Genomic DNA, 25,423 nt, shown 5'->3' with positions numbered 1-25,423 from the left:
AAGATCCGGAGGAGGTATATGGTTCATCACGGGTCACGACGGTGCCAGTGCTTAGGAATCCCAGACGTGCCTGAGCTTCGCGGTGGGCTCACCACTCGCGCTGCCGCCAGCGATCCCAATCGAATTCAGGATAGCTCGATGCTGTGGTGCGAATTCGAGGCGCCATCGAACGGTGCCATTTTCTTGCTGTCTTCCTATCATCAGAAGGACGAACCGCAGCAGAACGACAGGAATTCGGATTAAACGCATGGAAAAGCAGACAGTTATTGAAACATCCCACGGGCGGGTCGCAGTTAGCGATGTTGGAGGCAGCGGGACGCCGCTTTTGATGCTGCATTGCAATTCGGGGTGCAAGGAAATGTTCGTGTTTCAGAAGCAGGCCCTGGCAGAGACGCGGCGGCTCATATCACTGGACCTGCCCGGACACGGTGTATCCTCCGACGCGGTCGATCCTCGGCGCACATATTGCTTTGGCGGTTATGCCGAAGCAGTAGTCGAAGTACTAGCAAAGCTCGGCATCGAGAGGGTTGCTATCCTGGGGCATTCTCTGGGCGGGCATATTGCCCTGGACCTTGTGGCGCGATTAGACGACGTTGCTGGCGTAATGATCTTCGGCACCCCACCTATTCCGCCCGGACCGGAAGGTGCGCAGCTTGGCTTTCTGCCCAACCCTGAAATGGCATATACTGGCGATCCGGTCCTCACGGACGAACAAATTGAAGGCGTGGTTGCCATGGCGCTGGGACCTGGAGCCGAGCGCGATCTGTTCTACACCTCTGCCGTTCGCCGCACGGACGGGCGCTCGCGGCAATATATGGTGGAAGCCGTGCTTGCCGGAACGCAGATCGATCAGCGCGATCTCGTCCAAAGGTCAACCGTGCCGCTGGCGATCGTCAATGGCGCAGACGATCCGGTGATCAATCTCGACTATATCGACTCGCTGAACTACGCAAAGTTGTGGACCGACCGCCCGTTGCGTCTTGCTGGCGCCGGTCACGGTCCCCATTGGATGCAACATCACATATTCAATGAAATGCTGCAGAGTTTCCTGGCCACGCTCGACTAAATATTCGGTCACGACGGCGGTCCGTGCTTACGATAGCATGCACCGTCGAACCACTAAGGGAGGATAACAAATGGCCATTAGTACGAACGATCTGGCTGAAGGCCTTGCCGAGGCACACGGGCTGACGAAAATCCAGGCCAAAGCCATTGTCGAAGATGTCCTGAAAAGCATTTCGCAAGCGGCGTCAAAAGGCGAGGAAGTTTCGTTGAACGGTTTTGGAAAATTCAAGGTCCAGGACAGGCCGGAACGTGATGGTCGCAATCCCTCGACCGGCGATACGATCAAGATCGCGGCGTCGAAAAAGCTCGTGTTTCAGCCCGCCAAGGCGCTGAAGGAAGCCGTAAATAGCTGATACTCGATGGCGGTTCACTTGGAGCCGTGTCACAGATGCCGCCCCTCGGACGTTGCCTCACTTCGACGGGACTGAACCGGGTCGGCGAGGGATTAGCGGGTCGCTCATGTCCGGTAAAGTAGCGACCAATAGATCGTTGGCGAACCCATTTCCACGCAATCGCTATATGGAGATGTCTGCCGTCTACGGCTGGGCTAACGCCACCACTGCCTCATCCGAACGAATTCGAAAGCAATTGCGAATATTCTCGGACGAGTGGCTTACGAGTGGAAAACGACATGGGTTTCTTGAAGAACGCGGCGATACGTGATGGCCTGATCCTAACAGCTGCTGGGCTCGTGGTCTTCGGCTTAGCCCATCACTTCAATGCGTTCGAGTTCCTAGTCGGGTTCTTAGAAGAGCACGAAGATTGGCAGGCGGACGAAGCCTTGCTGGCCCTTTTGACGGCGGGCCTCATGGGATTTATTTATGCCGGTCGGCGTCTCGCGGAACTGAAAAGGGAGACGAGGCAGCGCGGCAGAGCCGAGGAGGAGGCTGTTTGGTTCGCATATCATGATCCGTTGACACGGTTGGCAAATCGCCATTTCCTGGAAGCCCGGCTCAAAGATGGTAACTGGGGAATCCTCAACAGTGGCGCCGTCATCGCCATCGATCTCGACGGTTTTAAGAAAGTAAACGATCTCGTGGGTCATCACGGGGGAGACGAATTGCTTGTAACGCTCAGTGAGCGCATGATTGAAGCCTTCCCATCGGAGGTCATCATTCGCCTGGGAGGCGATGAGTTTTTACTTGTCACCCCGTCCACTGGTGACGGTGCAACGCAATTATGCGACCGCCTCCTACAGGTCTTAGGCGACCGTATGGTCATCGCTGGTATTCAAGTGGATGTTGGCGCTTCGATCGGCGTTGCCCCGCTCCCCTCCATAAGTTGTTTTGAGGAGGCGATGCAGCACGCTGATCTGGCTATGTACGCGGCCAAACGCAAGGGCCGGAACACGATCTGCATCTATGATCCGAGCCTGCGAACCGTCCTGGATGAGCGCGTGGAAATTGAGAAGAAACTGCGCGCCGCAATCAGCAACCGTGACATTCGCCCTCATTACCAACCAGTTATTGGTATGGAAACAGGAGTTGTTCTAGGTTTTGAAGCACTCGCTCGTTGGACGCTGAAAGACGGCACCTCGATTCCACCAATGACCTTCATCGAGGTTGCTGAGGAAGCTGGACTGATCACGGAGCTATCGGAGCAACTCCTCCACCAAGCATGTCTGGATGCCGCATTATGGCCGAGTGACACCTACCTCGCTTTCAATCTGTCGCCCACACAGCTTAAAGATCGCCTGCTCGGATCGCGGATCATCAAGATCCTATTGGAGACCGGGTTACCTGCAGAACGCCTTGAGATCGAGGTGACGGAGAGCGCGGTTGTGCGCGATCTTGATGCCGCGATGGCCGTCGTTGTTGAATTGAGAACGGCTGGCATCAGAATTGCGCTGGATGACTTCGGCACTGGTTTCTCGAGTCTGTCGCAGCTTTCGAATATTCCGTTTGACAAGATCAAGATCGACCGAAGCTTCGTCAGTTCATTCGAGGCCAACGAAAAGCAGGCGAAGATTGTTAAGTCGATCGTCGGCCTCGGACAAGGCCTGGGTGTGGAGACCACCGCTGAAGGGATCGAGCGCGAAAGCCAGTACGAGCATTTGAAACTTCTTGGGTGCGAGTATGGGCAGGGCTATCTTTTTGGTAAGGCCATGCCAGCCGATGAGGTTCTTGCCTTCATCTCGACAAGCTCGACGTCGCCTTCGACACGATACCGGAGCGACGGCTGATCCCACACAGAGGGGTCGCAAATCGGGGATGACAGTCGTGCGACATCACTAGGCTCGGCGTCGCTGCAGAGCAAGACACTTGAGACTAGCCGTCCGTCCTCCGCGGCACTGGGACAACCGCATTGATAAGACGGCTCCAAACTAAAGAGAGGGGAGGGAAGGCGTTAGGCAGACGTGAGACTGCCGAAACTACGCCATAGCCGCCTTTTTTATCCGTTTCTGCCCCACACTAATATTTTTTCTATCCTAAGTAGTTGATTTTACTAAAGAAAACTTCCTTTTCAGTTCCAGTCGCCGTGACCAGGTCCGTTAAAATGTTAGTCTCTTGATTTTACTATAGGTTTTTGGAATTTCAGGGCAGAAAAAATTCTGTGAACTATCGACATCAATCGGCCGCTTCGCAGCGAACCATAAACCGCGAACGTGGATCCGACGCGCCAATAAAGTACCGTCAAAACCAGCCGCCTCAATCTGCAATTTGTAGGCGCCTATCTGCATCTGGAAACGGACAAGACGCCGCTCGTCACAGCTCTCCGTCATTTTCGCTGTCCGAGGCGGCAGGTCCACGGCAGCTGTCTATTTCACGTCGGAATTAAGCGCCGTCAAACCGCCATCGTGGATGGACGGCCGAGGAGGAGCCGCCAGGCGGCCATGCCTCTTTCTATGTCCGTCAGTCTGCAGAACTCATCGACGCCGTGCATGTTTTCGTCGGGAAGGCCGAAGCCGAAAATGGTAGTGCCGACACCAAGCACCGAAGCGATCGCGCCCGGCATCGGAATACTCCCGCCAGAGTAGGAATACCGTGGCGGTTGGCCGTCGACATCGGCGAGTATTCTCGCCGCCAGTCCTTGAAAGGGATCATCCGCTGCGATGCGATAGGGACGGGACGTGCCCGGCAATGGTCTGATCTGTCGCGCAAAGCGCTTCGGTATGGCGCGATCGATGAAATCCGAAAGCAATCCGCTGACAATGTCGGGCTCCTGCCCCGGGACCAACCGGCAGGATATCCGGGCGCGGGCGGATGAAGGCACGATCGTCCGGAACCCTCCCAGATAGTTGCCGGACTCCAGCGCGTTGATCTCCATCGTGGGACGAAGCCCCATCCGTGTCTGAAGCTCGAGTCGATCGGGCGCATCACCCTCGGCCAGTCCCGTCAGGGCCAGCCAAGCCTTCCGGTCGAACGGTTGTGCGACCAGAAATGTCTTCTCCGCCTCCGTCAGCGGCGTTGCGTCGTCCATGAAGCCCGGAACCGTGATCATTCCATCGTCGTCATGCAGGCGAGAGAGGGCGCGCGCCAGGGCCTGTGCCGGATTGGGAACTGCGCCGCCGAACGAACCGGAGTGAAGGTCCTTGTTGGCGCCGTGAACCTCGACCTCCAGCCCGCAGAAGCCGCGCAGGCCCAAGCGGACGTCTCCGAGGTCGGCGCTCGATTGCCAGCCATCGGTGCTGAAGACCGCATCGCTCCGCAGCAGGTCCTTGTATCTTAGGAGTGCAGCCTCAAGGCCTGGACTGAAGATTTCCTCCTGGCCTTCATAAAAGACCTTGATATTGAAAGGCAGTCCGAAAAGGTCGGCCTCTTCCAGGGCGAAGACAGGCAGCAGAAGGTTCATCTTCTGGTCGGTCGCGCCGCGAGCGTAGATCCGTCCATTGCGAATATCGGGCTTGAATGGATCCGTCGTCCACCCGTCCTTGAGGCTGGCAGGCTGGACGTCATAATGGCCATAGAGAAGAAGCGTTGGTCTGTCCGGCCGGATCTCTGTCTGTGCATAGACGAAGGGTGGTGAGATGCCGTCGTCGAGCAGCCGTGCCTGCAAGCCGGCGCGTTCCAGCCGAGACCCTAGCCAGGCAGCGGCGCGATCGAGATCGGTGCGCCCGTGCTCCCAGACTGCAACACCCGGGATTTCGAGAAGCGCCATCAGGTCGGCGACAAAACCGTCAGGTATCGATCTCATGCCGGTTTTGTTGTGACGTCAGCCCCTAGCTGGCGAAGCAGGACAAGAGAATCCCGAACCACCCAGCTTTCGGCTATCATGCCGTTCTGCACCTCGTAGATGCCGATCCCGGGAACCTTGACCGCGTTATCGGTCGGAGCGATCCCCATGAACATGCCCGTGTGGGTGCCGGTCATCGTATAGTAGGCGCAGACCCGGCTTCCCTCCGACAACACCAGGTCAAGGGTGAACGCGACGTCCGGGAAAGCCTCCTTCAGCGATCGGTAGTTCGCGAGAATGCCATCGGGGCCCTTCAACGTCCCCCGCGCGCCGGCATGGTTCACATAGCTTTCGGCAAAGAGCGTGGGGATGGCATCAACGTCGTGCTCTTCCCAAACCTTGCGATAATAGTCGAAGATGATCTGTTTGCTGTCCGCGGTCATGGTACTCGTCCTCTCATCGGATAGGTTCAATTGAAGAGCCGCCGTTCCATCTTCGTCAGGCATTTGCCGCCCTCGGGCGTGACGACCACGGTCTCGCTGAAGGCCATGCCGCCCGCCCATGCATACATGTGGAAGACCTGGTTTTCCTCCAGGCGCCAGTCGCTGTCGGCCAGAAAGACGCGGGTGAAATCGCTGGTGCGGGGGATGAAGACAAGGCCGAGCGTATATCCGGTCACGTTCGTATAACTGGCGCGCAGCCCGGCGGAAAGAATGCCCTCCCGCAGGATGCGATCCACATCCTTCGCATCTGCGCCGGGCTTCATAGCCTCGAACTGCCGATCCTGAATTGCAATCATCGTCTCGGCGACGCGCAATTGCTCATCCGTCGGCGCGCCGATCGATTTAGGGCGCATGATGCGGGAGGTGTATCCGCGGAAATGCGGAACCATTTCCACATGCAGGACATCCCCATCCGCCAGAATGCGGTGCCCAAGGGCCCCGTGCAAGGCGGCCGAGCGAGGTCCCGACGCCATCAGGACCAAGCGGGTATTGTCGGCGCCCGTCCGCAAGGCCTCGGCGGTGATCGCCGCAGTGACCTCGCGTTCGTTCACCCCTGCAGCCGCGGCTTCGAAACCCGCAGCGGTTGCCCTGTCACAAATCTCCGCAGCTACCTGAAGGCAAGCAAGTTCCAGGGGCGACTTGACCTGCCGCATCTCCCACATGACGCCCGAGAAGTCGACGAACTTAGCATTTGGCAGGCGTGTCTCGAGTTCAAGCGCACGATTGATTGTCATGAAGTGGCTGTCGCGCTCGATCCCGATCGTGGAGGCGCCGTGTCCTCCGGCCACGATCGTCTCGGCAACGACCTGGAGCGGGTTTTCGGAATCGCCGATGGCCACGCACTGAGAAAGCCAGCTCGTTTCATTGAACACCGGAGCGTCCAGCGCACGGATAACCGCCACCGGTTCGCCGGACAAGGGGACCAGCAGCGCCTGGTACATGGCAGCCGTCGGCAGGTGCCCTCCGAAATAGACCATATGCTCGAACTGATCGATGACCAGGAGATCGACGCGACGCCGGTCCATGATGGCGCGTAGGGCCGAAATGCGGGCCTGGAATTCGTCGACGGAAAATGCAGGGGGAAATGTGAGCTGCGTCATGGATGTCATTTCTGTAGTGCGAGGGAGCGGGAAGCCTGGTTGAGACGGACCGGACCATCATCGGTCAGGGCGACGATGTCCTCGACACGCATGCCCCAGCGTCCGGCAAGATAGATACCCGGCTCGTCGGACATCACCATGCCGACTGCGAGCTTCAAATCACTGCCGCGCACGAGATAGGGCTCCTCATGGGCGTCAAGGCCTATTCCATGGCCGACACGGTGCGTGAACGCGTCTCCATAGCCTGCCTTCGTCAACACCGAGCGTGCGGCCTCGTCCGGTGTGCTTGCCGGCACACCCGGGCGAATTGCCTGGAAAGCCGCCTCCTGCGCCTCGAGCAGGATCTGATAGGCGTCAAGGAACTCCTGTTCCGGAGATCCGGCGCATGCGACGCGGCAGATATCTGCGTACCAGCCTTCGAAGACCCCCGCAAAATCAAAGACGATCGGGTCGCCTGACCGGATCACATAGTCGGAGCCGTGATGCAGGGAAGAGGCGCCGTTTGCGCCGGCGCCGACGTCGATCCAGGCGGTATGGCTGAAGCCTTCCTCCTGCATCAATGTGCCGATGGCATTGCGAAGCTCGAGCTCCGTCTTTCCGGTCAGCACCGGGTGATCTGCAATAAAACGCCGCCAGACCTCGTCAATACGATGGGCCGCCCGCCGCATTGCCTCGATCTCGCCTCGGGTCTTGATGGCACGCATCAGGTCGAGAGCCTGCGCGGTCTTGAAGGTCAGGTCGGGGGCCGCGGTCTGCATGCGCAGCAGAAACCCTGACCAGAACTCGCGATTTACACCGATAATGCGGCAGCCTTCGCCAGACAAGATCTTGCATGCAGCAGCGGTGGGATCTTGGTGCTCGTCCCATACAACCCTCTCCAGCGGAAGGTGCGTATAGAGAGGCTCCTGCAGTCGGGGAACGACGATATAGGCGTTGTCGCGCGTAACCACGACCGCCACCATCCGCTCCGTGAGGTTGGCATTGCGTCCAACAAGCTGCAGGAAGCTGGCGCTCGGGCCGATGACGACCGCATCGATCCCTTCCTGCAGCATCAAATTCCTCAGCCTTGCCAGCATGATTTGCGTCGTAGGGGGCAGTTTGCTTTCGGGCGACACGTCAATCCTCGTAATCTGCATGCAGAAAATTTCACATTGAAGCTGACAAAGATCAAGAGTGCAGAATTAAAAAATAGAACTGATATGAAGTTGCACAAATAAAATGCATAGTTTGCGTTATTTGGTCGACTTTATCGCCAAGAAGAGAAAACAGTGCGCATTTTATAGTCATTTATAGGAAAATTGGAAAATTTGTGCATTTGCTCGGTTGACTTTCTGCATGCAGCGTGCGGAAATTTGATGATTGTCAGTCGCGGATAATGCGAGGGAAGAAGTGATGTGGACGAGTTTGACAGATGAGCAGCAACGCTGGCTCGATGTGGCCAATGAGGTTGCGGCGAAAATCAAGGCCTCAGATCGAGCATTCGATGCAACTGCTCAGTTCACCGACGAGAACATGGCGCTCCTGAGGGAAGCCGGCCTTCTGAAGCTCGCCGTGCCGAAGGCTTACGGTGGTGAAGCGCCGGAATCCGGCAATGCCCATTTCGGCTGCTATATCGTTACCGAGGCTATTTCGCGCGCCTGCTCCACCACCGGCTGGAACCTGATCATCCACTATCATCAGTGCGGTGCGGTTGCGCGCCTTGGCAACGAGGAGCAAAAGCAGCGGATCCTGGGCGACGTGGTGCAAAACGGCGTGTTGATGGGATCGCTCGGCAGCGAGATCAACCACCAGGAAAGCGTCGCCAGCAAAGATACCAAAACGCGACTGTTCTTCAACGCCGGCATGCAGCCGGTCGACGGCGGCTTCCTTGCCAGCGGCTCCAAGCATTTCTGCTCGAACGGTCCGGTCGCAAAATATCTGCTCTACTGGTCGATCGCGCCCGGCGCGGAAACGAGCCGAGACGGATTGACGCTTTCGATCGTCGAAGCCGGCAGCGAAGGCCTCGTCTTCAATGAAAACGGCTGGGACAAGATCATCGGCTTGCGCGGAACCGTCAGTTGGAGCGCGACCCTCAAGGACGTATTCATCCCCTGGAAGAATGTTCTCGGTGAGCCGGCCGACTTCGTCACCAAGGATCCGTATACGCTCGAACTGTCCCAGGCGTTTCATCTGATCGGAAGTGCCCGCGGCGCCTTCGACTGCGTGCTCGAGACGATGCGCAAGCGACCATTCCTGCGCAACGAGGATGGCCTCATGGTGGAGGTCGGCCAAATGGCGGCATCAATCCAGGCTGCCTCCGGTTCAGCGATGCTGGCGACGAGACTCTGGGAAGCGGAGAAATGGGGTGACGCGGCGCTTGCGTCCCTGAGCGCTCACCATACGGCCCGGGAGACTGCCCTGGCTGTTGCCACCAAGGCCTTCGACATTATTGGCACGCGCGCGCTTTTGAACACGATGCCGCTGGAGATGTTCTGGCGCGACATTCGCGCTGCGTCGCTGCATACGCGAGACAGCCAACTCATCCGTCTCGTCGCGGATGCGACGGTCGATGGCCGTTACGCGCCGAAGCAGAAGTACGGCGACATCGGTCCGACCAGGACCTGGGCGCAGCTCGGCCTCGGCCCGGACGCAACGGCAAAGGCTGGCTGAGGATGAACGCTCGGGTTGACTTGGCAGCAAGGTCGAATGTGCAGGGGGCATCGCTATCGCTTGAAGCCCTGCGCAAGGATTTCGGGACTTCGACCGCCGTGCGCAGCATCGACCTCGACCTGACGCCGGGCCGTTTCCTTACCTTGCTCGGGGCATCGGGATCCGGCAAGACGACGACACTGATGATGATTGCCGGCTTCGTCGAGCCGACAAGCGGGGCGATCAAGATCAACGGCAGGGACGTCACGTCCCTGCCGGCGCACAAGCGCGATATCGGCATGGTCTTTCAGAATTATGCGCTCTTCCCGCATCTGACGGTGCTCGACAACGTCGGTTTCGCATTGAAGATGCGCGGAGTCGAGAAACGCCGGACGCAGGAGCAGTCTCGCGAGTTCTTGAAAATGGTCGGCCTCGCGGACTTTGCCGAACGCTATCCGAACCAGCTTTCGGGCGGCCAGCAGCAACGTGTCGCCTTGGCAAGAGCGCTAGTGTTCAGCCCGTCCCTGGTGTTGATGGACGAGCCGCTGGGCGCTCTCGACCGACGTCTTCGCCTGCAGATGCAGGAGGAGATCAAGCGCATCCAGACAGATCTCGGATTGACGGTCGTCTACGTCACCCACGATCAGGAAGAGGCGCTGACGATGTCGGACGACATCGCGGTCATGGAGGATGGGCGCATTGCGAGCTTTTCCTCGCCACGTGAGACCTACGAAGTACCGGCCAACCGCTTTACCGCCAACTTCATCGGCGAATCCAACTTCCTCAACGCGAATGTAGCCTCTCAGGAGCCCGGCGTGACGTCGGTGATGGTTGCCGGGCAAGAGTGCAGGGTCGTTGCCGAACCGCATGTCTCCAACGGAGCAGCCGTTTCGGTGTTCATTCGTCCCGAACGACTGAGGCTGGTGACCAATGCTGCCGACATCGCAAACGCGATCGCATGCCGGATCAAATCCCAGCTCTATCTCGGTGAAAGCATCATCTACACCGTGGAATTGGCCGATGGCCAGCAATTGAGGGTCCGCCGCCCGAATAGGGGCGTGGGAGTCGACGTCAGCGCGGGCGCTCCGCTCTGGATCGGCTTCGAGCCGCAGAATGCCCGGATCCTTTTATCCTGACGGGAGCGGTAACGGCGATCGCCGTCATGATCGCCATAACAGGGGAACTGAAAATGAGCAGACACGACCTTCGCCGAACCATGCTCGCTACTGGTGCGGTCGCCGCCCTCCTTCTGCCGGTCGCGCAGGCTTCGGCGGAAGACCTGACAATCCTTTCGCTGGGCGGGAACTATCAGGAGAACCAGAGCAAGTTCTGGTTCAAGCCCTATGCCGAAGCGACAGGCGTGAAGGTGACAGAGGCTGCGGGTTACAATTTCGCCAACCTTCGCGTGATGATCCAGTCCGGCAATGTTGAAGCCGACCTCGTCGATCTCTCGGCGGATTCGGTGAACGCGCTGGCAAAGGCCGACTTGCTCGAGCCGATCGACTGGGATGCGGTCCCGCAGAGCTGCAAGGCGGGCATTCCCGAGGATATGCGCCATCCCTATGCCTTTCCCACGATCCAGTGGGCGATGGTGATGGCCTACAATACCAAGACCTATCCTCAGGCGCCGAAGGGCTGGGCCGATTTCTGGAATGTCGAGGCTTTCCCAGGCAAGCGAGGCTCGATCGGTGCGACGCGCCCGCCGGTGGAGCAGGCTGCGATGACGGAAAATGCCGACCTTGCCAAACTCTACCCGTTCGAAATCGACAAGGCGTTCGACAAGATCGGAGAACTTGGCGACAACATGGTATTTTCGGACGGCTACGCGAAGGTCGTGCAATTTCTTGCCGATGGCGAAGTCGACATGATCGTCATCCCGAACGGTCGTATGGTGCCCCTGATCGCCGAAGGCAAGCCCGTCGCCATCAACTGGAACCAGCATCTTCGCTTTCCAAACTTCTTCGTCATTCCCAAGGGTGCACCCCATGTCGAGGCGGCCGGCAATTTCTTGAAGTGGGTTTGTGATCCAGAGCGCCTGGCAGCGCTCGCCAAGCCAACCAATTACGGCCCGATCAATACCGATGCCTACAAGTTCATCGAACCCGACGTAGCACCGCTTCTTCCCGGCAACCCTGCTACGGCCGAACTGGGCCGCGTCGCAGATACCGGCTGGCTGGGCGAGCATCGCCAGGACATCGCCCGCGGCTGGGCGAGGCTCGGGGTCCGCTGACATGGTGGACATGACAGCCCACGCGAGGGATGCGGTCGCGCCGGCGGCCGCTCCACCCAAGACAAGGGCGAAGGAGGGAGGGCGGTTTCCGCTCTTCCTCATTCCCGTCCTGATCTTTTATGCACTATTCTTTGGCTATCCACTGCTGCGGATCTTCTGGCAGTCGGTTCATGACGACAACGGGTTCACGCTTGTCGGCTTCCAGATGTTCCTGGAGGAGCCTGCTTACTGGATGGTCCTGGCCTATACAGCCTTTCTCGGCTTGATCACGCTGGTGATCACGCTGATATGCGGGTATGCGGTCGCTTACTGGCTGGTGACGATGAATCGCAGCTGGGCCGTCCTGCTTATGGCCTTCGTATTGATCCCGTTCTGGAGCAGCGGCTTGGTGCGAACCTATGCCTGGATGGTTATCCTCGGCCGCCAGGGCATCCTGAACAATGCTCTTTTGAACTTCGGCCTTATCGACACGCCGCTTGCCTTCATCGGCACCAACACCGCCGTGATCTTTGCGCTGTCTTACTATCTTCTGCCCTACATGATCCTGAGCATCTACAGCGTCATGAACGGCATCGATCGTAACCTCCTGTTGGCCGCTCAAAATCTCGGTGCCAGTCCGTCAGCGGCGTTTCGCCATGTGTTCCTGCCGCTGACGCGCCCCGGAGTGCTCGCCGGCTGCTACATGGTCTTCATGCTGGGGATCGGTATGTACATCACGCCCGCAATGCTCGGCGGGCCGAGCCAGACCACATTGCCGCTGATGATCGCCATTCAGATCAATGAGGCGATGGACTGGACATTTGCCGCCTCGCTTTCCGTCATCCTTCTTCTGGTGACCGGCAGCATGCAGCTTATGGCTAACCGGTTCCTGGATTTCGAACGGCTCTGGGGCGGAGCGAAGTGAGGATTTGACCATGGGACGTATATTTTCAGCACGGCTGACGCTCGGTATCTTTTCATCATCGGTTCTAGCGGTTCTAATCGCACCGATCCTGATCATCATGTCGGTGTCCTTCACCCCGACCGAAATGCTGAGCTTTCCGCCGCCCGGACTGTCGCTGCGATGGTATGAGGCCTATTTCGGCAGCGAGATGTGGATGCGAGCAACACGACTGAGCTTTTTAGTCGCTGCCTTGACCGCGGTGGTTTCGCTCGTCATCGGCTTCCTTATCGCACTGGCCTTGGTGCGCTACCGGTTTGCCGGGAAGACAGCTGTGCGCATGCTGGTGATGAGTCCGATGATCCTGCCCAAGATCATTATCGCGGTCGGGCTTTATTTTCTCTACGTTCGCCTTAGGATACTCGGCACGACCGGCGCGCTGGTCGTTGCTCACAGTATCATCGCCATCCCCTACGTCGTCATGATCGTAACTGCATCCCTCTACGGGTTCGACAGGCGTCTGGAGTGGGCTGCGCGTAGCCTCGGCGCGTCGCCCGTCAAGGCCGTCTGGCTTGTCACTCTGCCCAACCTTCGCCCCGCCATCCTGGGCGGCGGACTATTTGCCTTCGTTGCCTCGTTCGACGATATCATTCTCAGCCTGTTCCTGACCCGGCTGACCGAACCTACCCTTCCGCGGCAGATCTGGGTCAATGTTCAGCAGACGATCGATCCGACGATTGCCGCGGTATCGACATTCATGACTGTCGTCTCCGTCCTCGGCCTGTGGTTGGTGGCCTGGGTTCAGAAGCAGTCAAAGCAACGGCAATCGTGACAGAGGACCGTGATGACCGACACGTCCAGCATTGAAGACAGCGGCGAAGAAGAGACGATCCCAGTCGAACGGGAACCTGTAGTTCTCCATGTTCATCGCGAGCTTCGGCGCCAGATCCTGCGCGGAAGCATTCCGGCCGGGACCCGAATGGTCGAGACGCAGCTATCGAGCCGCCTTGCGGTCAGCCGAACACCGGTGCGTGAGGCAATCTCCCGGCTCGAAAGCGAGGGGCTGGTTCTGCGCCAGATCAATGGCGGCGTCATCGTCGCCGAGGTTGGCAAGAAGCTCGGCGAAATTCTCGTTATTCGTCAGGCGCTCGAATCTGCGGCTGCGAGGCTGGCATGCGAAAATGCCACTGATGAGGAGCTCTCGCAGATCCTGCGACGTTGTTGTGAGGCAGTACAAGGCGGAACGCCGGACGACAGAACGCGCTCGGAGAATGATCGTGAGTTTCACCTCTCGATCGCACAAGCCTCGGGAAGCAGTCGGCTGCTGCATCTGATTGAGGAGTTCTACGAGTACTCTTTCTCGGCTGTTGGGATTTCACCCACGGCCGCAGAGAGAGGTTATCTACAGGTCCATCATATCGAGCTGGCAAGCGCACTGGTGCAGAGAAATCCGATTGATGCCGAACGCGTAATCCAGAAACACTTCAGCGAGGTCTTGCGGATTTCCAACGCGCACCTTGCATCAGATGAAGGTGAGGTTCTCAAATGACCCCCGTGGCCAACACGGAGACTTCGGTGTTTCAGCCGATCAATGCCACTCTCTTTCGCAAGATTATGCGCAGTCCGATTTCCTCGGTTGCCATCGTGGCCACGGGCGCTGTCGGAAATCGCGCAGGCTGTACGGTCACTGCCGTGTGCTCTCTGTCCGATTCTCCGCCATCGCTTCTAGTCTGTCTCAATCGCCAAACGACGGCTCGTGCGGCAATTGTTGAAGCCGGGTCGTTCACCGTTAACTACCTGGCGGAAGGTCAAGAGGAGGACGCCGATTGCCTCGCCGGACGTAGCGGATTTCAAGGTGACGAAAAGTTTGGAGAGGAGCGGTGGCGGAATGGACCACACGAGCTACCTTGTCTCGAAGATGCTCTTGCTGTCGTCGTTTGTGACGTGGAAAACATCATGGAATTCGGTAGCCACACGATTATATGCGCGACCATCCGCGAAGCTGTGACAAAAGAAAATGCGCGTCCTCTCCTCTATGGGCAAGGCCAGTACAGGAAAACGCTGGTCTAATTGGCAGTAGCATGGAATCGTGATGGCCTATCGGACCAACAGACGGCTAGCCCGGCTCCACTCCACGTCTTTCAAGGGGGCACGGAAGTGGCTCGCGCGTGAAGAAATGACTACTTGTAACGCGCTAAGGGTGTGAGGCAAGGTTTCTCGTCATTTGAGCAGCTTCGAAAACGCTTAATCCCCGATTGAGTGTTCAATGCGCCGTGGGTTGTTTGTCGCGGCCATGCGCCAGCCGGATTAGAACAGGACCGAAGTGCGGTTTGCTTAGCCGGCCGAGGCAAGATAGTCCGGTGATCGCGCCACCCGGCCATTTCCAAAGTGGAACGCATTAACGAGAAGCATATCGTTCTCCTTTCTTTCTCGTGCCGGTAATCTCGAAAACGCTTGAACAGGTAGTCAGTTTTGTCGTTTCCGAAAGACGATCGAACTTCTGGACACGGTTGCTCACGCCTATTGCATTTGACTGTATGTTGTATATGCTACAAAAACAAAAAAATATGTAGCGGATGTGACATTGCGCACTGTGGATCAGGTTAGGGATCGCTTCGGCGACCTCACGAAAGCTCAGCAGAATATCGCTCAGTACATTGTAGAGCATCCGGATGCGGTGGCATTCATGACTGCCAGGCAACTGGCCGCCGCTGTAGCGCAAAGCGACGCGGCCGTTGTTCGTTTCTCAAAAGCCGTCGGCTTCGCCGGCTTCCTCGAGATGCGCGAAGCGCTGCGGGGCGAGATACTTGACCTCGAGGGATCGAGCGGCATGGCACGCAAGGCCGGCGGCTCCACGTCTGGTGGCGTGCGCGAACAGGTTCAGGCCGTCTCGATGGATCTCGTTCAGCGCACCGGCGAGATGAATTCGGATGAGACTTTTGAGAAAATTGTCGATGCACTGGTCGGCGCGCGCAGGGTACTGGTCAGCGGCCATGGTACCTCCTATCCACTGGCGGCCTATGTATCGATGCATCTCAACCAGTGCCTGGATAAGGTACAGATCGTGAATGTCGAGCAGGGGGATCTTGCCGAGCGCTTCCGCTCCATCGGTCCCGGTGATGTTGTGATCGGCATCGGTTATGTCCGTTATCTGCCATTCACATTAGATATTCTCGCGGCAGCAAAGCAGGTGGGTGCAACGGTGGTGGCGATCACCGACAAGCTGACCTCGCCTTTGGCTCATATCGCCGATCATTCGCTTTTTGCTGCCCGCAGCACTTCAGCGGTCTGGTGGAGCCAGGCTGGGACATTTGCCATCGCCGACGCCTTGACCGCCATGTGCATGGCCAAAGACCCGCTGAGCACCGAGCGCCTGCGCCAGGCCGATGAGATGCTGGCCAAGCTTGGCCTTTGGAGCCGTGGCCTGCCTACAGCCCGGTCACTCAACGCTTCTGCCCCGCGATCCGACCCGGACAAGCAGGGCTGATATTCACGTCACTTTCAATCAATCCTAAAGGGGAATAAGAATGAATAAGAAATCCGATCAGCTTTTCAGTGTGGCTCCGAGCCGCCGCAGCTTCCTTAAGTCTGCTGCCGTCTTCGGTGTGGGCGCCGGTGCGTCCGGCCTTTATGCACCGTATGTGCGCGCCGATGCAGGTCAGGTCGTGGTGCGTGGTCTGGGCGGAGCCTATGAGGCGGCCATGACCAAGGCGATCTATGAGCCCTTTACTGCCGAGACCGGCATCAAGGTTGCCGTTCAGCCTGCAACCGCCGCTCAGGTTCGCGCCATGGTCGAGGCCCGCCAGGTGCGCATCGATGTCGTCGATCTGGTCGACGTCGCTTTGATGTCGCTCGATCGTATCGGCGCCCTCCAGTCGATCGCCTATGACAAGATGACCTTCACCAAGCCGGACGACATCCAGGCAACGGTCCGTCGTCCCAACATGGTCGGCAACCTCTATTTCGCGACCGTACTTGCCTATAATACGGAAGTCTTCGCAACCGGCTCGCATCCGCGCGGCTGGCAGGAATTCTGGGATGTGCAGAAGTTCCCGGGTGCCCGCACGCTTGCGGACCAGAAGTCCGGTGCAGCCGAGCTGGAATTCGCGCTGCTTGCCGATGGCGTTGCCAAGGATGCACTCTATCCGCTCGACATCGACCGCGCCTTCGCCTCGCTCGACAAGATCAAGTCCAGTGTCGTCAAGTGGTGGGATACCGGTGCCGTTTCGGCACAGATGCTCGAGCTCAAGGAGGCCGTCATCGGCGGCATCTGGAACGGTCGCGCCCAAGCGCTGATCGACAACGGCGCCCCGATTGCGATCGACTGGACGGAAGCCAAGCAGCAGGTTCAGTACTGGGGTGTGGTCAAGGGTGCGGCAAATTCCGAAAATGCCCAGCGCTTCATCGACTTTGCTCTTCAGCCTGAAGTTCAGGGCAAGCTCACGCAGTTTATCGCTTATGGCCCGAGCAATACCAAGGCCTTCGACCATGTTCGCAAGGAAGATCTGGCAAAACTCCCCAGCAATCCGGAATTCTTCCCGAAGACATTCGAGCAGAGCCCCGAATGGTGGACCGACAATCTTTCGACCGTCGGCTCGCGCTGGCAGTCTTGGGTCCTGAGCAAGTAATAGAGCAGTGATGAGCGAACTGGTAATGGAAAAAGGCGCAGAACTTCAAATTTGCGGCGTGACCAAGCTTTACGGTCAGTCGGCTGCGGTCAAGGACCTCGATCTTCATGTCAAGTCGGGCCGTTTCGTCACTCTTCTGGGTGCGAGTGGATCGGGCAAGACGACGACGCTGATGATGCTGGCCGGGTTCACTTTCCCGACGTCCGGGCATATCCGCATCGGTGGGAAGGATGTCACCAGCCTGCCGCCGGGCAAGCGCGATCTCGGGGTCGTTTTCCAGAACTACTCGCTTTTCCCTCATATGACGGTCGCCCAGAACCTCGCATTTCCGCTGGAGATGCGAGGCCGGTCGAAGGCTGAAATCGAGCGGCTCGTGCGCGAGACGCTTGACGTGGTTCATCTCGGCAAGATGGCTGACCGCTATCCGCGGCAGCTCTCGGGCGGCCAGCAGCAGCGCGTGGCTTTGGCGCGCGCCATCATCTTCGAACCGCAGGCGCTACTCATGGACGAGCCGCTTGGCGCGCTCGACAAGAACCTGCGCGAACATATGCAGATCGAGATCAAACGCCTTCATGCCTCTCTCGGCGCAACGATCGTCTTCGTCACCCATGATCAGGAGGAAGCGCTGACGATGTCGGACGAGATTGCCGTCATGCAGGACGGCAGGATCGCCCAGATCGCGGATCCGAAGACGATTTACGAGCGGCCTGACAGCCGTTTCGTTGCGAGCTTCATCGGCCAGTCCAATTTTCTCAAGGGCAAGGTGGAAGGCAATGATGGCAACACCGTCACGCTGCGCCTTGCAGATGGGAGCGCCATCCGCTGTCAGGGTCGGCCGGACTTGAAAATCGGTGAAGAGGCTTCCGCAGTGCTTCGGCCGGAACGAGTGAGCTTTGGTGAGCTCGCGACCGTCGCGCAAGGTGCGACCCTCAAGGGCCGCGTCAGCGACGTCCTTTATCTGGGGCATACGATCAAGCTGTCGGTCACATTGCCGGACGGCAGCGAAATCATGACCCAGTCGGGCGCCGGCACGCTGGGTGGTTCGGCACCGGAAACGGGCAGCGAAGTCACCATCGGCTGGGGATCAGAGCCACTCTGGTGCGTTGCCGGAGGAGAGGCGGCATGAGCGAAAACTCATCCGACAAATCAAGAGCATGGCTGCTGCTGTTGCCGGCGCTCGTGGTGCTGTGCCTGTTCTTTCTCTACCCGCTCGGCGCCATGCTGTCGCGCAGCATCTATGATCCGGAATTCACGCTGCGGCACTATCAAAGGCTGCTGGCCGAGCCGGCCTATCTGCAGGTCCTCTGGTCGACATTCGAGATCGCGGCGCTGGTTACCATCGCATCGCTGGTTCTCGGTTATCCGCTCGCCTATCTCCTGTCGCAGATCAAGCCACGGCTTGCCGGCCTGCTGATGATCATCGTCATCGTGCCCTATTTCACCAGCGTCCTGGTGCGGACTTATGCCTGGATGGTCATTCTCGGTTCGCAGGGCATCGTCAACCAGTTCCTCATCTGGACGGGTTTGATCGATACGCCGCTGACGATCATGTATACCCGGACGGCGGTGACGATCGGCATGACCTATATCATGCTGCCTTACATGGTGCTGGCGCTCTACAGCGTCATGCGTGGCATCGACACGAGCCTTCTGCTTGCAGCGGAGAGCCTGGGAGCCGGGCGGACACGTGCATTCTGGCGCATCTTCGCGCCACTGTCGTTTCCCGGCGTCGCGGCCGGATGCCTGCTCGTCTTCATCCTTGCCCTCGGTTTCTTCATCACCCCCGCACTGATGGGCAGCCAGCAGGACAGCATGATCTCGATGCTGGTGGAAAGTCAGGTCGAGACCTATTTCGACTGGGGTTTCGCCTCCACGCTCGCCACCGTGCTTCTGGTCTGCACGCTCATCCTGTTTGCCATTTACGAGCGCTTTGTCGGGCTCAATCGACTGTTCGAGGCCAAGCTATGAATGCACGCTCTATCGGCTTGAGCACCAAGATTATCTCGTTCTTCGTGCTTCTGTTCCTAGCCATCCCGATCCTGATCATCGTGCCGCTGGCACTCAACAGTGGCAACTATCTCCGTTTCCCGCCGCAGAGTCTGTCCCTGCGCTGGATGGAGGAAATCCTCGGCAGCGCGGCCTGGCTGGATTCTGCCTGGACGAGCTTCAAGATCGCGTTTGGCGCAACGATCCTGTCGATTGTCGTCAGCCTTCTGGCTGCGATCGCCCTCGTGCGCGGCCGCTTCGCCATGAAACAGGCCGTATATGCGTTGATCCTGTTGCCGATGATCGTACCGAACATCATCTCTGCGATCGCGATGTTCTTCTTCTTCTCCGACATGCCACAGATCCCGTCATCTCTGGCAATCGTCATCGGCCATACGATCCTGGCGATCCCGATTGCGACGATCATCCTGTCAGCGACGCTTCAGGGCGTCGATGGCAGGCTCGAAAATGCCGCGCTCAGCCTCGGCGCTGACCGGATTACCGCTTTCCGGCGGGTGACGCTGCCACTTATTGCACCGGGCATCGCTTCGGCCTTCATCTTCGCTTTCCTGTCGTCATTCGATGAATTGCTGATCGCAATGTTCATGGCAGGTACATCGACCCAGACGCTGCCGGTGCGGATCTGGAATTCGGTTCTTTTCCAGATCGATCCTTCGATAGCGGCCGTCAGCGTCATGCTGATCCTGGTTTCGGTCGTATGCCTTCTTCTCGCAAATATCCTTGCGGCCCGCAGCAAGGGCCGTTCCTAACAGCATCCGGTTCACATCATGATTTTTAAATTGAAAGAATACCAGGCGCGCCTTACGAAGGTTCGCGCCGAAATGGCTGCCCGGGATATCGACCTCCTGATCGTTGATCAGAGCGAATTCCTTATCTATCTGACGGGGTTCTCGATCTCGGAAAACATGTATCGCGCCTGCCTAGTGCCGCTCAAGGGTGAGCCGGTCATGGTGCTGCGCGCCGTCGATCTCGGGCCGTTCCTCGACAGTTCCTGGGTATCTCAGTCGGTGTCTTTCGCCGATTGGGAGGATCCAATTGAAACCGTCGCATCGACCGCGGTCAAGCTCGGTTTCGCCGACAAGACGATCGGTGTCGACGAAGATTCCTACTGCATGCCGCTCAAGCGTTTCAAGCAGTTGGAGGCAGCACTGCCCGCAGCCCAATTCGCTGATTTTTCGGGCGTACTCGAAGTCCTGCGCATGCGCAAGTCGCTGGCGGAGATCGCGTTTATCCGCGAAGCCTCGCGGATCGGTGACCTCGCCATCGAGGCCGCCGTCGCGAGCGCCGGCGAGGGCCGCTCCGCGCGTGACGCTGCGGCCGAAGTTCATCGCGTCTTCATGGCCGAGGGCGCCGATACCGCCCGTGCCGGCATCATTACGGCAGGGATCGGCAACAACTTCCTGCATGGCTATATGACGGGCACGCCGCTCAAGACCGGCGATATCCTGCATCTCGAACTCCTGCCCTTCAAGGAAGGCTACAGCTCGCGCATCATGCGCCCTGTAGTCATCGGCCCGGTCGGCGAACGCAAGGCGATTGCAGAGAAACTGATCGCCATCCAGGACCGCCAGTTCGCGGCAATGAAGCCCGGAGCGGTCGCCAAGGACATCGACAGGATCGCGCGTGAAGACGTGCTTTCCGCGGGCCTGCGCCCCGACTATCTCAACATCACCGGCTATACGATCGGGGCCTTTCCGATTCACACGCCGCGAACCAGCGATTTCACCCGTGTCTTCCTTCCCAATGCCGAATGGACACTTGAGCCGGGCATGGCATTTCACATGTATGTCTCGGCAGCCGGCGTCGCATTCAGCGAGACCGTCGTTGTGACGGAGACCGGCGTTGAAATTCTGACCCGGGCAGAACGACGGATCTTTGAAGCATAATCCGGTACCGGCCGCGGGATGCTGCGGCTGACATTGGAGCAGCTACCGCCCGGACAGGATTTTGATGATGAAGACGATGATTGGCATTCTGAAACCAGGCGCAGCACCGGAAAAGCTCGCGGCTGAGCAAGGCGATTACGACGCTCTCTTCCGTGAGCTTTTGGGCGAAGAGGAGTTCGAATACGTCACCTATGGCGTGGAGAAAGGGATTTTTCCCAAAGACGCAACGGTAGCCGACGGCTGGATCATCACGGGATCTCGCCACGGCGTGTACGAGGAACATGACTGGATCGCTCCGCTGGAGCAGTTCATCCGTGATATTCAGCAAAGCAGGCGTCCACTGGTCGGCATTTGTTTCGGTCACCAGATTGTCGCCCAGGCACTCGGTGGACGTGTCGAACGGGCATCCCACGGCTGGATTGCCGGCCCGCAAAAATATACCGATGTGTCCGGCGACGAGTTTTGCGTCAATGCTTGGCATCGCGACCAAGTGGTGGAGGCACCCGCGGGAGCGGAAATCTTTGCCAGCGGGGAGGGGTGCTCGATTGCAGGCCTTAAGTATGGAAGCAATATCTTGACCTTGCAGCCTCATCCCGAGTTCAGTCTAAAATATCTTGCAGGTCTTTTTGCCGAAAGAGGCGCAGTGCTGCCAGAAAAAGTGCGAAAATCTATACTCTCAGGCAACGGCAACGGAGCGGTGAATCAACAATATGTGGCGGGATTGATAAGGGGGGTATTGATGGTTCATGAGAAATCTACATCCAATAAATCGCCTCTTGATCCGTAAGAAGTGCAAACGCGGAGTTGCCAATACCGTGGGTTGACCCTCATTTAACTGAGCGGTCGTAAGGTCGCATCTCAATAGTACCAAGCAGTGTGGTTGAGTCCGGACAGTACGGGAAACTCATGCCGGCTGAATTGTCGCATAAGTTCTACTCGCCTGTGCCCACGAAGGTCGATGGTCTTACGGGCCGCAACTGGCGCTATAATGATAGGATAGACTTCAGCGCGACACGCAAATTGGAACAGACGACCACGGACTGGGCGCCAGAGAGCGCCTGGGTGCCAGCGACTTCATGCAATTTTACCTCGGTTGGCAACTGATCATCTCCGATTGATGATGGGCCGCAGGCAATCGCTCAACTGCTCGCAAATTACTGTATTTACGACGAAATTCTACGCAGAAGCCGCCGAATCCCTCCTTTTCCCCTCCTCCCACTCTATTATTCTCTCCAGCCTAAGTAATTGAATTTAATGTAGAAAATTTATTTTCCGCCTTCGAGGCCGCCGAAGGGGCTGTCAAAAAGGTAGCCTTTTGATTTCATTTAGGTTTCTTAGCGCCGTCCAAAGAAAAAATTCTGTGCACTATCGACACCTATCGGCCATTTTCGCGGGTGTCTCGAACGGCGAAGGTCGAATCTCGTCTTCCAATAAAGTACCGTCAAAACCAATAAAATCAATACGCTCACCTCGATCTTGGAATCATGGATCGCGGAATAGCGTGCCGTCGATTCGACGTTGAAAGAAGTACCTGATCGGTAAGATATTCCCGCCACCGAGGTATTTTCCAAATGCTGCGGCGCGATATAAAAACACTTGCATACTATTACATACTATGCTTCGTTGAGGACAGGGACCGGACAAAAAAGAAGCCGGCTTCATCTTCAGAGAAAGGAACAACTATGCACGTTCACAGACGGACATTCCTCGGTGGAATGGGCGCGCTCATGGTTTCGGGATCCCTATTGTCGAGCGGCAAGGTACTTGCCGCCGAAAAGGACGGAACGCTTACTCTCGGTTTCGCAAGTGAGACATCTTCGATGGATCCTCACTGGCATATCGTCACGGCCAATAGCTCCGTGGCCCAGCACATATTCGACCGGCTTGTGCATCTCGACGAAACGCAAAATCCTGTCCCGGCGCTCGCGACCGAGTGGAAGGCGATCGACGATCTGACCTGGGAGTTCAAACTTCGCGAGGGCGCCAAGTTCCACAATGGCGATCCGGTAACGCCAGAAGACATCATCTTCAGCTATCAGCGCGCTCAGAACGTGCCGGGCGCCATCTTTAACATGCGTGCCTATCTCGCCGACAAGACGTTCGAAAAAGTCGATGACAGGACGGTGCTGGTAAAGACCGCCAAGCCCAATCCTATTGTCCCGAACGAACTCTCGACCATTGCCATCATCTCGATGAAGGTTGGCGAGGGCGCCATCACGAACGATTATAACAACGGCAAAGCGACGATCGGCTCCGGCCCTTACAGGTTTGTCGAATATGTACCCGGTGCCCGCGTCGTGCTTGAGCGTAACGAGGAATACTGGGGCGAAAAGCCGGACTGGAAAAGGGTCGTTATCCAGCCGATCCCGGTCGGGGGCGCCCGTGTCGCGGCAATCCAGTCACTCAATACGGACGTTGTCGATAACATCCCACCGGCCGACATCGCCCATCTCGAAGGTGCCAGTGGCGTCTCCCTGGTCAAGAGCGTCGCCAATCGCATGGTATTCCTCAGCATGGACCAGGGTCGCAAGACTTCTCCTTTCGTGCGTGGCAATGACGGCAGCGAAATCCCCAACGTCTTCCTCGACCATCGCGTCAGGCAGGCCATCGACATCGCCATCGACAAGACGGCGATTGCGAGCCGCATCCTGGAAGGCAACGGTGCACCCGCCGAACAACTGGTGCCCAAGGGAATATTCGGCTTCAATCCGGCGATTGCCCTACCAAAGGCTGATACGACCAAGGCCAAGGCTCTGCTTGCTGAAGCGGGTCTTCCCGATGGCTTCAAGCTGACGCTTCACGGTCCCAATGACCGCTTCATTCGCGATGCTGCAGTTGTGCAGGCGGTGGCACAAATGCTTACCCGCATCGGCATCAAAGTCGAAGTGGAAACGATGCCCGGCAATGTCTTCTACAAACGGGCGTCCGGGGGCGGTCCCGAGGGCGGCTCGGAATTCAGCTTCTTCCTGGTTGGTTACGGTGCGGCCACCGGTGAGGTCTCCGGCGCGTTGCGCAATGTCATTCATACTTTTGACAAGGAAAGCGGTCTCGGCTCCAACAACCGGACGCGGTACAGCAATCCTGAAATAGATGCCCTTATTCAGGAAGGTATGCGGACGATCGACGACGCCAAGCGTCTTGCGATCTATCAAGATGCCTGCGCCAAAGCTATGGCCGGTATTGCGATCGTACCGCTCTATTATCCGATCAGCGTCTGGGGAACCGCCGCCAATCTTCGCTTTCCGGGACGTTCCGACGAGCGCACTCTGGCAATGGACTTTTCGATCGCCAACTGAGCCGGCGACACCGGAGACTTATGTTCCGGTGTCTTCTGTATCCAGGACAGGCATGTCTCATCAAGTCGATGGGCTGTGCCTCGCATTCCCGAGTAGGGATCTGACATGCTAACCTCGCTTACCCGTCGTCTTTTTCAGGCGTTACTCGTTCTTTTGGTCATGACGATCATCGTCTTCATCGGTGTGAATGTTATCGGTAATCCGATCGACATCCTCATTTCGCCACAAGCCGACCAGATCGAGCGTGCAAGGCTCATAGCGGAGTTCGGCCTCGACCAGCCGCTCTGGGTCCAATACCTTGAGTTCTTCAAGGGAGCATTGCGTGGCGATCTTGGCGTCAGTTATATTTTTAACCAGCCTGCCCTGCAGGTGATTTTCCAGCGGCTTCCCGCGACGCTCGAACTGGCGGTCTGCGCCACCATCCTGTCCGTTGTGATCGGTGTTCCGCTCGGGTTGTATGCGGGCATCCGCCCCGAATCCCTGCTGTCGCGGATCATCATGGCGGTCAGTATTCTCGGATTTTCGCTGCCGACGTTCTGGGTAGGGCTGCTCCTCATTATGGTGTTTGCCGTGCAACTGGGGTGGATGCCGAATGGGGGAAGGGGCGAAACCGTCAGCGTGCTTGGAATCGAGTGGTCATTTCTGACGCTCGATGGACTGAAGCACCTGTTGCTGCCAGCCATTAATCTCGCTCTCTTCAAGACCTCGCTGATCCTGCGGCTGACGAAGGCAGGGGTGCAGGAAGTCCTGCCCCAGGATTATATCCGTCTAGCCCGTGCCAAGGGTCTCAGCAACAGGCGGATCGTCGGCGTGCATGTCCTAAAGAATGTCATGATTCCGGTGGTTACGGTGGTTGGCCTGGAGTTCGGTTCGGTAATCGCCTTTTCGGTGGTTACCGAGTCGATTTTTTCGTGGCCGGGAATGGGCAAACTGATCATCGACAGTATCAATGTCCTCGATAGGCCGATCATCGTCGCCTATCTGATGATCATCGTGGTGCTGTTCGTCGTCATCAATCTCGTGGTCGATGTACTCTATACCGTCCTTGACCCGCGCGTGCGGCTCGACGCCAAGCGAGGGGGCTGAA

The 25,423-nt window shown here is 57.8% G+C and carries 24 protein-coding genes; 20 read left to right on the top strand and 4 right to left on the bottom strand.

The features are described from left to right. Nucleotides 1-66 precede the first annotated feature (66 nt). The 4 genes from V6582_RS09500 (at nucleotide 67) to V6582_RS09485 (ending at nucleotide 3,247) form a co-directional block, all read left to right on the top strand. Nucleotides 67-243: a hypothetical protein gene (locus tag V6582_RS09500; RefSeq protein WP_156631070.1), complete on the top strand. Its 177-nt coding sequence runs from the start codon at nucleotides 67-69 to the stop codon at nucleotides 241-243. 4 nt (nucleotides 244-247) lie between these two features. Beyond that, nucleotides 248-1,066, top strand: coding sequence for an alpha/beta fold hydrolase (locus V6582_RS09495; RefSeq protein ID WP_156631069.1), 819 nt, complete (start codon nucleotides 248-250; stop codon nucleotides 1,064-1,066). Between the two features lie 70 nt (nucleotides 1,067-1,136). After that, nucleotides 1,137-1,418 carry an HU family DNA-binding protein gene (locus tag V6582_RS09490; protein WP_156621570.1) on the top strand — a complete coding sequence of 94 codons (282 nt, stop codon included), beginning with the start codon at nucleotides 1,137-1,139 and terminating at the stop codon, nucleotides 1,416-1,418. Between the two features lie 278 nt (nucleotides 1,419-1,696). Further along, nucleotides 1,697-3,247, top strand: a complete 1,551-nt coding sequence (locus tag V6582_RS09485) for a putative bifunctional diguanylate cyclase/phosphodiesterase (RefSeq protein ID WP_156631067.1) — start codon at nucleotides 1,697-1,699, stop codon at nucleotides 3,245-3,247. Between the two features lie 602 nt (nucleotides 3,248-3,849). Here the strand turns inward: V6582_RS09485 and V6582_RS09480 are convergent. From V6582_RS09480 to V6582_RS09465, 4 genes are read right to left on the bottom strand one after another with little or no spacing between them, the layout of a single operon-like run. Next, nucleotides 3,850-5,199, bottom strand: coding sequence for a M20/M25/M40 family metallo-hydrolase (locus V6582_RS09480; RefSeq protein WP_156631065.1), 1,350 nt, complete (start codon nucleotides 5,197-5,199; stop codon nucleotides 3,850-3,852). Continuing rightward, nucleotides 5,196-5,621: an ester cyclase gene (locus V6582_RS09475; RefSeq protein ID WP_197434330.1), complete on the bottom strand. Its 426-nt coding sequence runs from the start codon at nucleotides 5,619-5,621 to the stop codon at nucleotides 5,196-5,198. Before V6582_RS09475 ends, V6582_RS09480 begins: the two co-directional genes overlap by 4 nt. A gap of 26 nt (nucleotides 5,622-5,647) precedes the next feature. Next, the gene (locus V6582_RS09470) at nucleotides 5,648-6,781 is read right to left on the bottom strand and encodes a M24 family metallopeptidase (RefSeq protein WP_197434329.1); all 1,134 of its coding nucleotides are present in this window, start codon (nucleotides 6,779-6,781) and stop codon (nucleotides 5,648-5,650) included. 5 nt (nucleotides 6,782-6,786) lie between these two features. Beyond that, nucleotides 6,787-7,917, bottom strand: a complete 1,131-nt coding sequence (locus V6582_RS09465; RefSeq protein WP_156631059.1) for a M24 family metallopeptidase — start codon at nucleotides 7,915-7,917, stop codon at nucleotides 6,787-6,789. Between the two features lie 268 nt (nucleotides 7,918-8,185). Between V6582_RS09465 and V6582_RS09460 the strand changes: the two genes are divergently transcribed. The 16 genes from V6582_RS09460 (at nucleotide 8,186) to V6582_RS09385 (ending at nucleotide 25,422) form a co-directional block, all read left to right on the top strand. Further along, entirely contained in the window at nucleotides 8,186-9,430 is a 1,245-nt protein-coding gene (locus tag V6582_RS09460) for an acyl-CoA dehydrogenase family protein (RefSeq protein ID WP_349508950.1), read from the top strand. A 2-nt stretch (nucleotides 9,431-9,432) separates the two neighbouring features. After that, the gene (locus V6582_RS09455; RefSeq protein WP_156631056.1) at nucleotides 9,433-10,545 is read left to right on the top strand and encodes an ABC transporter ATP-binding protein; all 1,113 of its coding nucleotides are present in this window, start codon (nucleotides 9,433-9,435) and stop codon (nucleotides 10,543-10,545) included. A gap of 53 nt (nucleotides 10,546-10,598) precedes the next feature. Beyond that, a complete protein-coding gene (locus V6582_RS09450) occupies nucleotides 10,599-11,639 on the top strand; it encodes an ABC transporter substrate-binding protein (RefSeq protein ID WP_197434327.1) in 1,041 nt (346 codons plus the stop codon). A gap of 1 nt (nucleotide 11,640) precedes the next feature. Then, a complete protein-coding gene (locus V6582_RS09445; RefSeq protein ID WP_156631052.1) occupies nucleotides 11,641-12,543 on the top strand; it encodes an ABC transporter permease in 903 nt (300 codons plus the stop codon). Nucleotides 12,544-12,553: 10 nt separating this feature from the next. Then, nucleotides 12,554-13,351: an ABC transporter permease gene (locus tag V6582_RS09440; protein ID WP_156631051.1), complete on the top strand. Its 798-nt coding sequence runs from the start codon at nucleotides 12,554-12,556 to the stop codon at nucleotides 13,349-13,351. Between the two features lie 12 nt (nucleotides 13,352-13,363). Continuing rightward, entirely contained in the window at nucleotides 13,364-14,068 is a 705-nt protein-coding gene (locus V6582_RS09435) for a GntR family transcriptional regulator (protein WP_156631050.1), read from the top strand. 26 nt (nucleotides 14,069-14,094) lie between these two features. Then, nucleotides 14,095-14,589, top strand: a complete 495-nt coding sequence (locus V6582_RS09430) for a flavin reductase (protein ID WP_197434325.1) — start codon at nucleotides 14,095-14,097, stop codon at nucleotides 14,587-14,589. A 523-nt stretch (nucleotides 14,590-15,112) separates the two neighbouring features. Beyond that, on the top strand, nucleotides 15,113-16,006 hold the full coding sequence (locus V6582_RS09425) for a MurR/RpiR family transcriptional regulator (protein WP_337739200.1): 894 nt from the start codon (nucleotides 15,113-15,115) through the stop codon (nucleotides 16,004-16,006). A 40-nt stretch (nucleotides 16,007-16,046) separates the two neighbouring features. Then, entirely contained in the window at nucleotides 16,047-17,147 is a 1,101-nt protein-coding gene (locus V6582_RS09420; RefSeq protein ID WP_156631047.1) for an ABC transporter substrate-binding protein, read from the top strand. A 10-nt stretch (nucleotides 17,148-17,157) separates the two neighbouring features. Next, nucleotides 17,158-18,273: an ABC transporter ATP-binding protein gene (locus V6582_RS09415; RefSeq protein WP_156631046.1), complete on the top strand. Its 1,116-nt coding sequence runs from the start codon at nucleotides 17,158-17,160 to the stop codon at nucleotides 18,271-18,273. Beyond that, nucleotides 18,270-19,115 carry an ABC transporter permease gene (locus V6582_RS09410; RefSeq protein ID WP_156631045.1) on the top strand — a complete coding sequence of 282 codons (846 nt, stop codon included), beginning with the start codon at nucleotides 18,270-18,272 and terminating at the stop codon, nucleotides 19,113-19,115. The genes V6582_RS09415 and V6582_RS09410 overlap by 4 nt, the downstream gene beginning before the upstream one ends. Further along, entirely contained in the window at nucleotides 19,112-19,903 is a 792-nt protein-coding gene (locus V6582_RS09405; RefSeq protein ID WP_156631044.1) for an ABC transporter permease, read from the top strand. Before V6582_RS09410 ends, V6582_RS09405 begins: the two co-directional genes overlap by 4 nt. A gap of 30 nt (nucleotides 19,904-19,933) precedes the next feature. After that, nucleotides 19,934-21,040, top strand: a complete 1,107-nt coding sequence (locus V6582_RS09400; RefSeq protein ID WP_349508949.1) for a M24 family metallopeptidase — start codon at nucleotides 19,934-19,936, stop codon at nucleotides 21,038-21,040. Nucleotides 21,041-21,107: 67 nt separating this feature from the next. After that, entirely contained in the window at nucleotides 21,108-21,827 is a 720-nt protein-coding gene (locus tag V6582_RS09395) for a type 1 glutamine amidotransferase (protein WP_349508948.1), read from the top strand. Between the two features lie 940 nt (nucleotides 21,828-22,767). Next, on the top strand, nucleotides 22,768-24,336 hold the full coding sequence (locus V6582_RS09390; RefSeq protein WP_197434324.1) for an ABC transporter substrate-binding protein: 1,569 nt from the start codon (nucleotides 22,768-22,770) through the stop codon (nucleotides 24,334-24,336). 105 nt (nucleotides 24,337-24,441) lie between these two features. After that, nucleotides 24,442-25,422, top strand: coding sequence for an ABC transporter permease (locus V6582_RS09385; protein WP_156631040.1), 981 nt, complete (start codon nucleotides 24,442-24,444; stop codon nucleotides 25,420-25,422). Nucleotide 25,423: the final 1 nt, after the last annotated feature.

The organism is Agrobacterium vitis (assembly GCF_037039395.1).
GTDB classification, from domain to species: domain Bacteria; phylum Pseudomonadota; class Alphaproteobacteria; order Rhizobiales; family Rhizobiaceae; genus Allorhizobium; species Allorhizobium vitis_E.
Note: the sequence above shows the minus strand (reverse complement) of the source record. Positions and strands in the feature narration are given on the sequence as shown.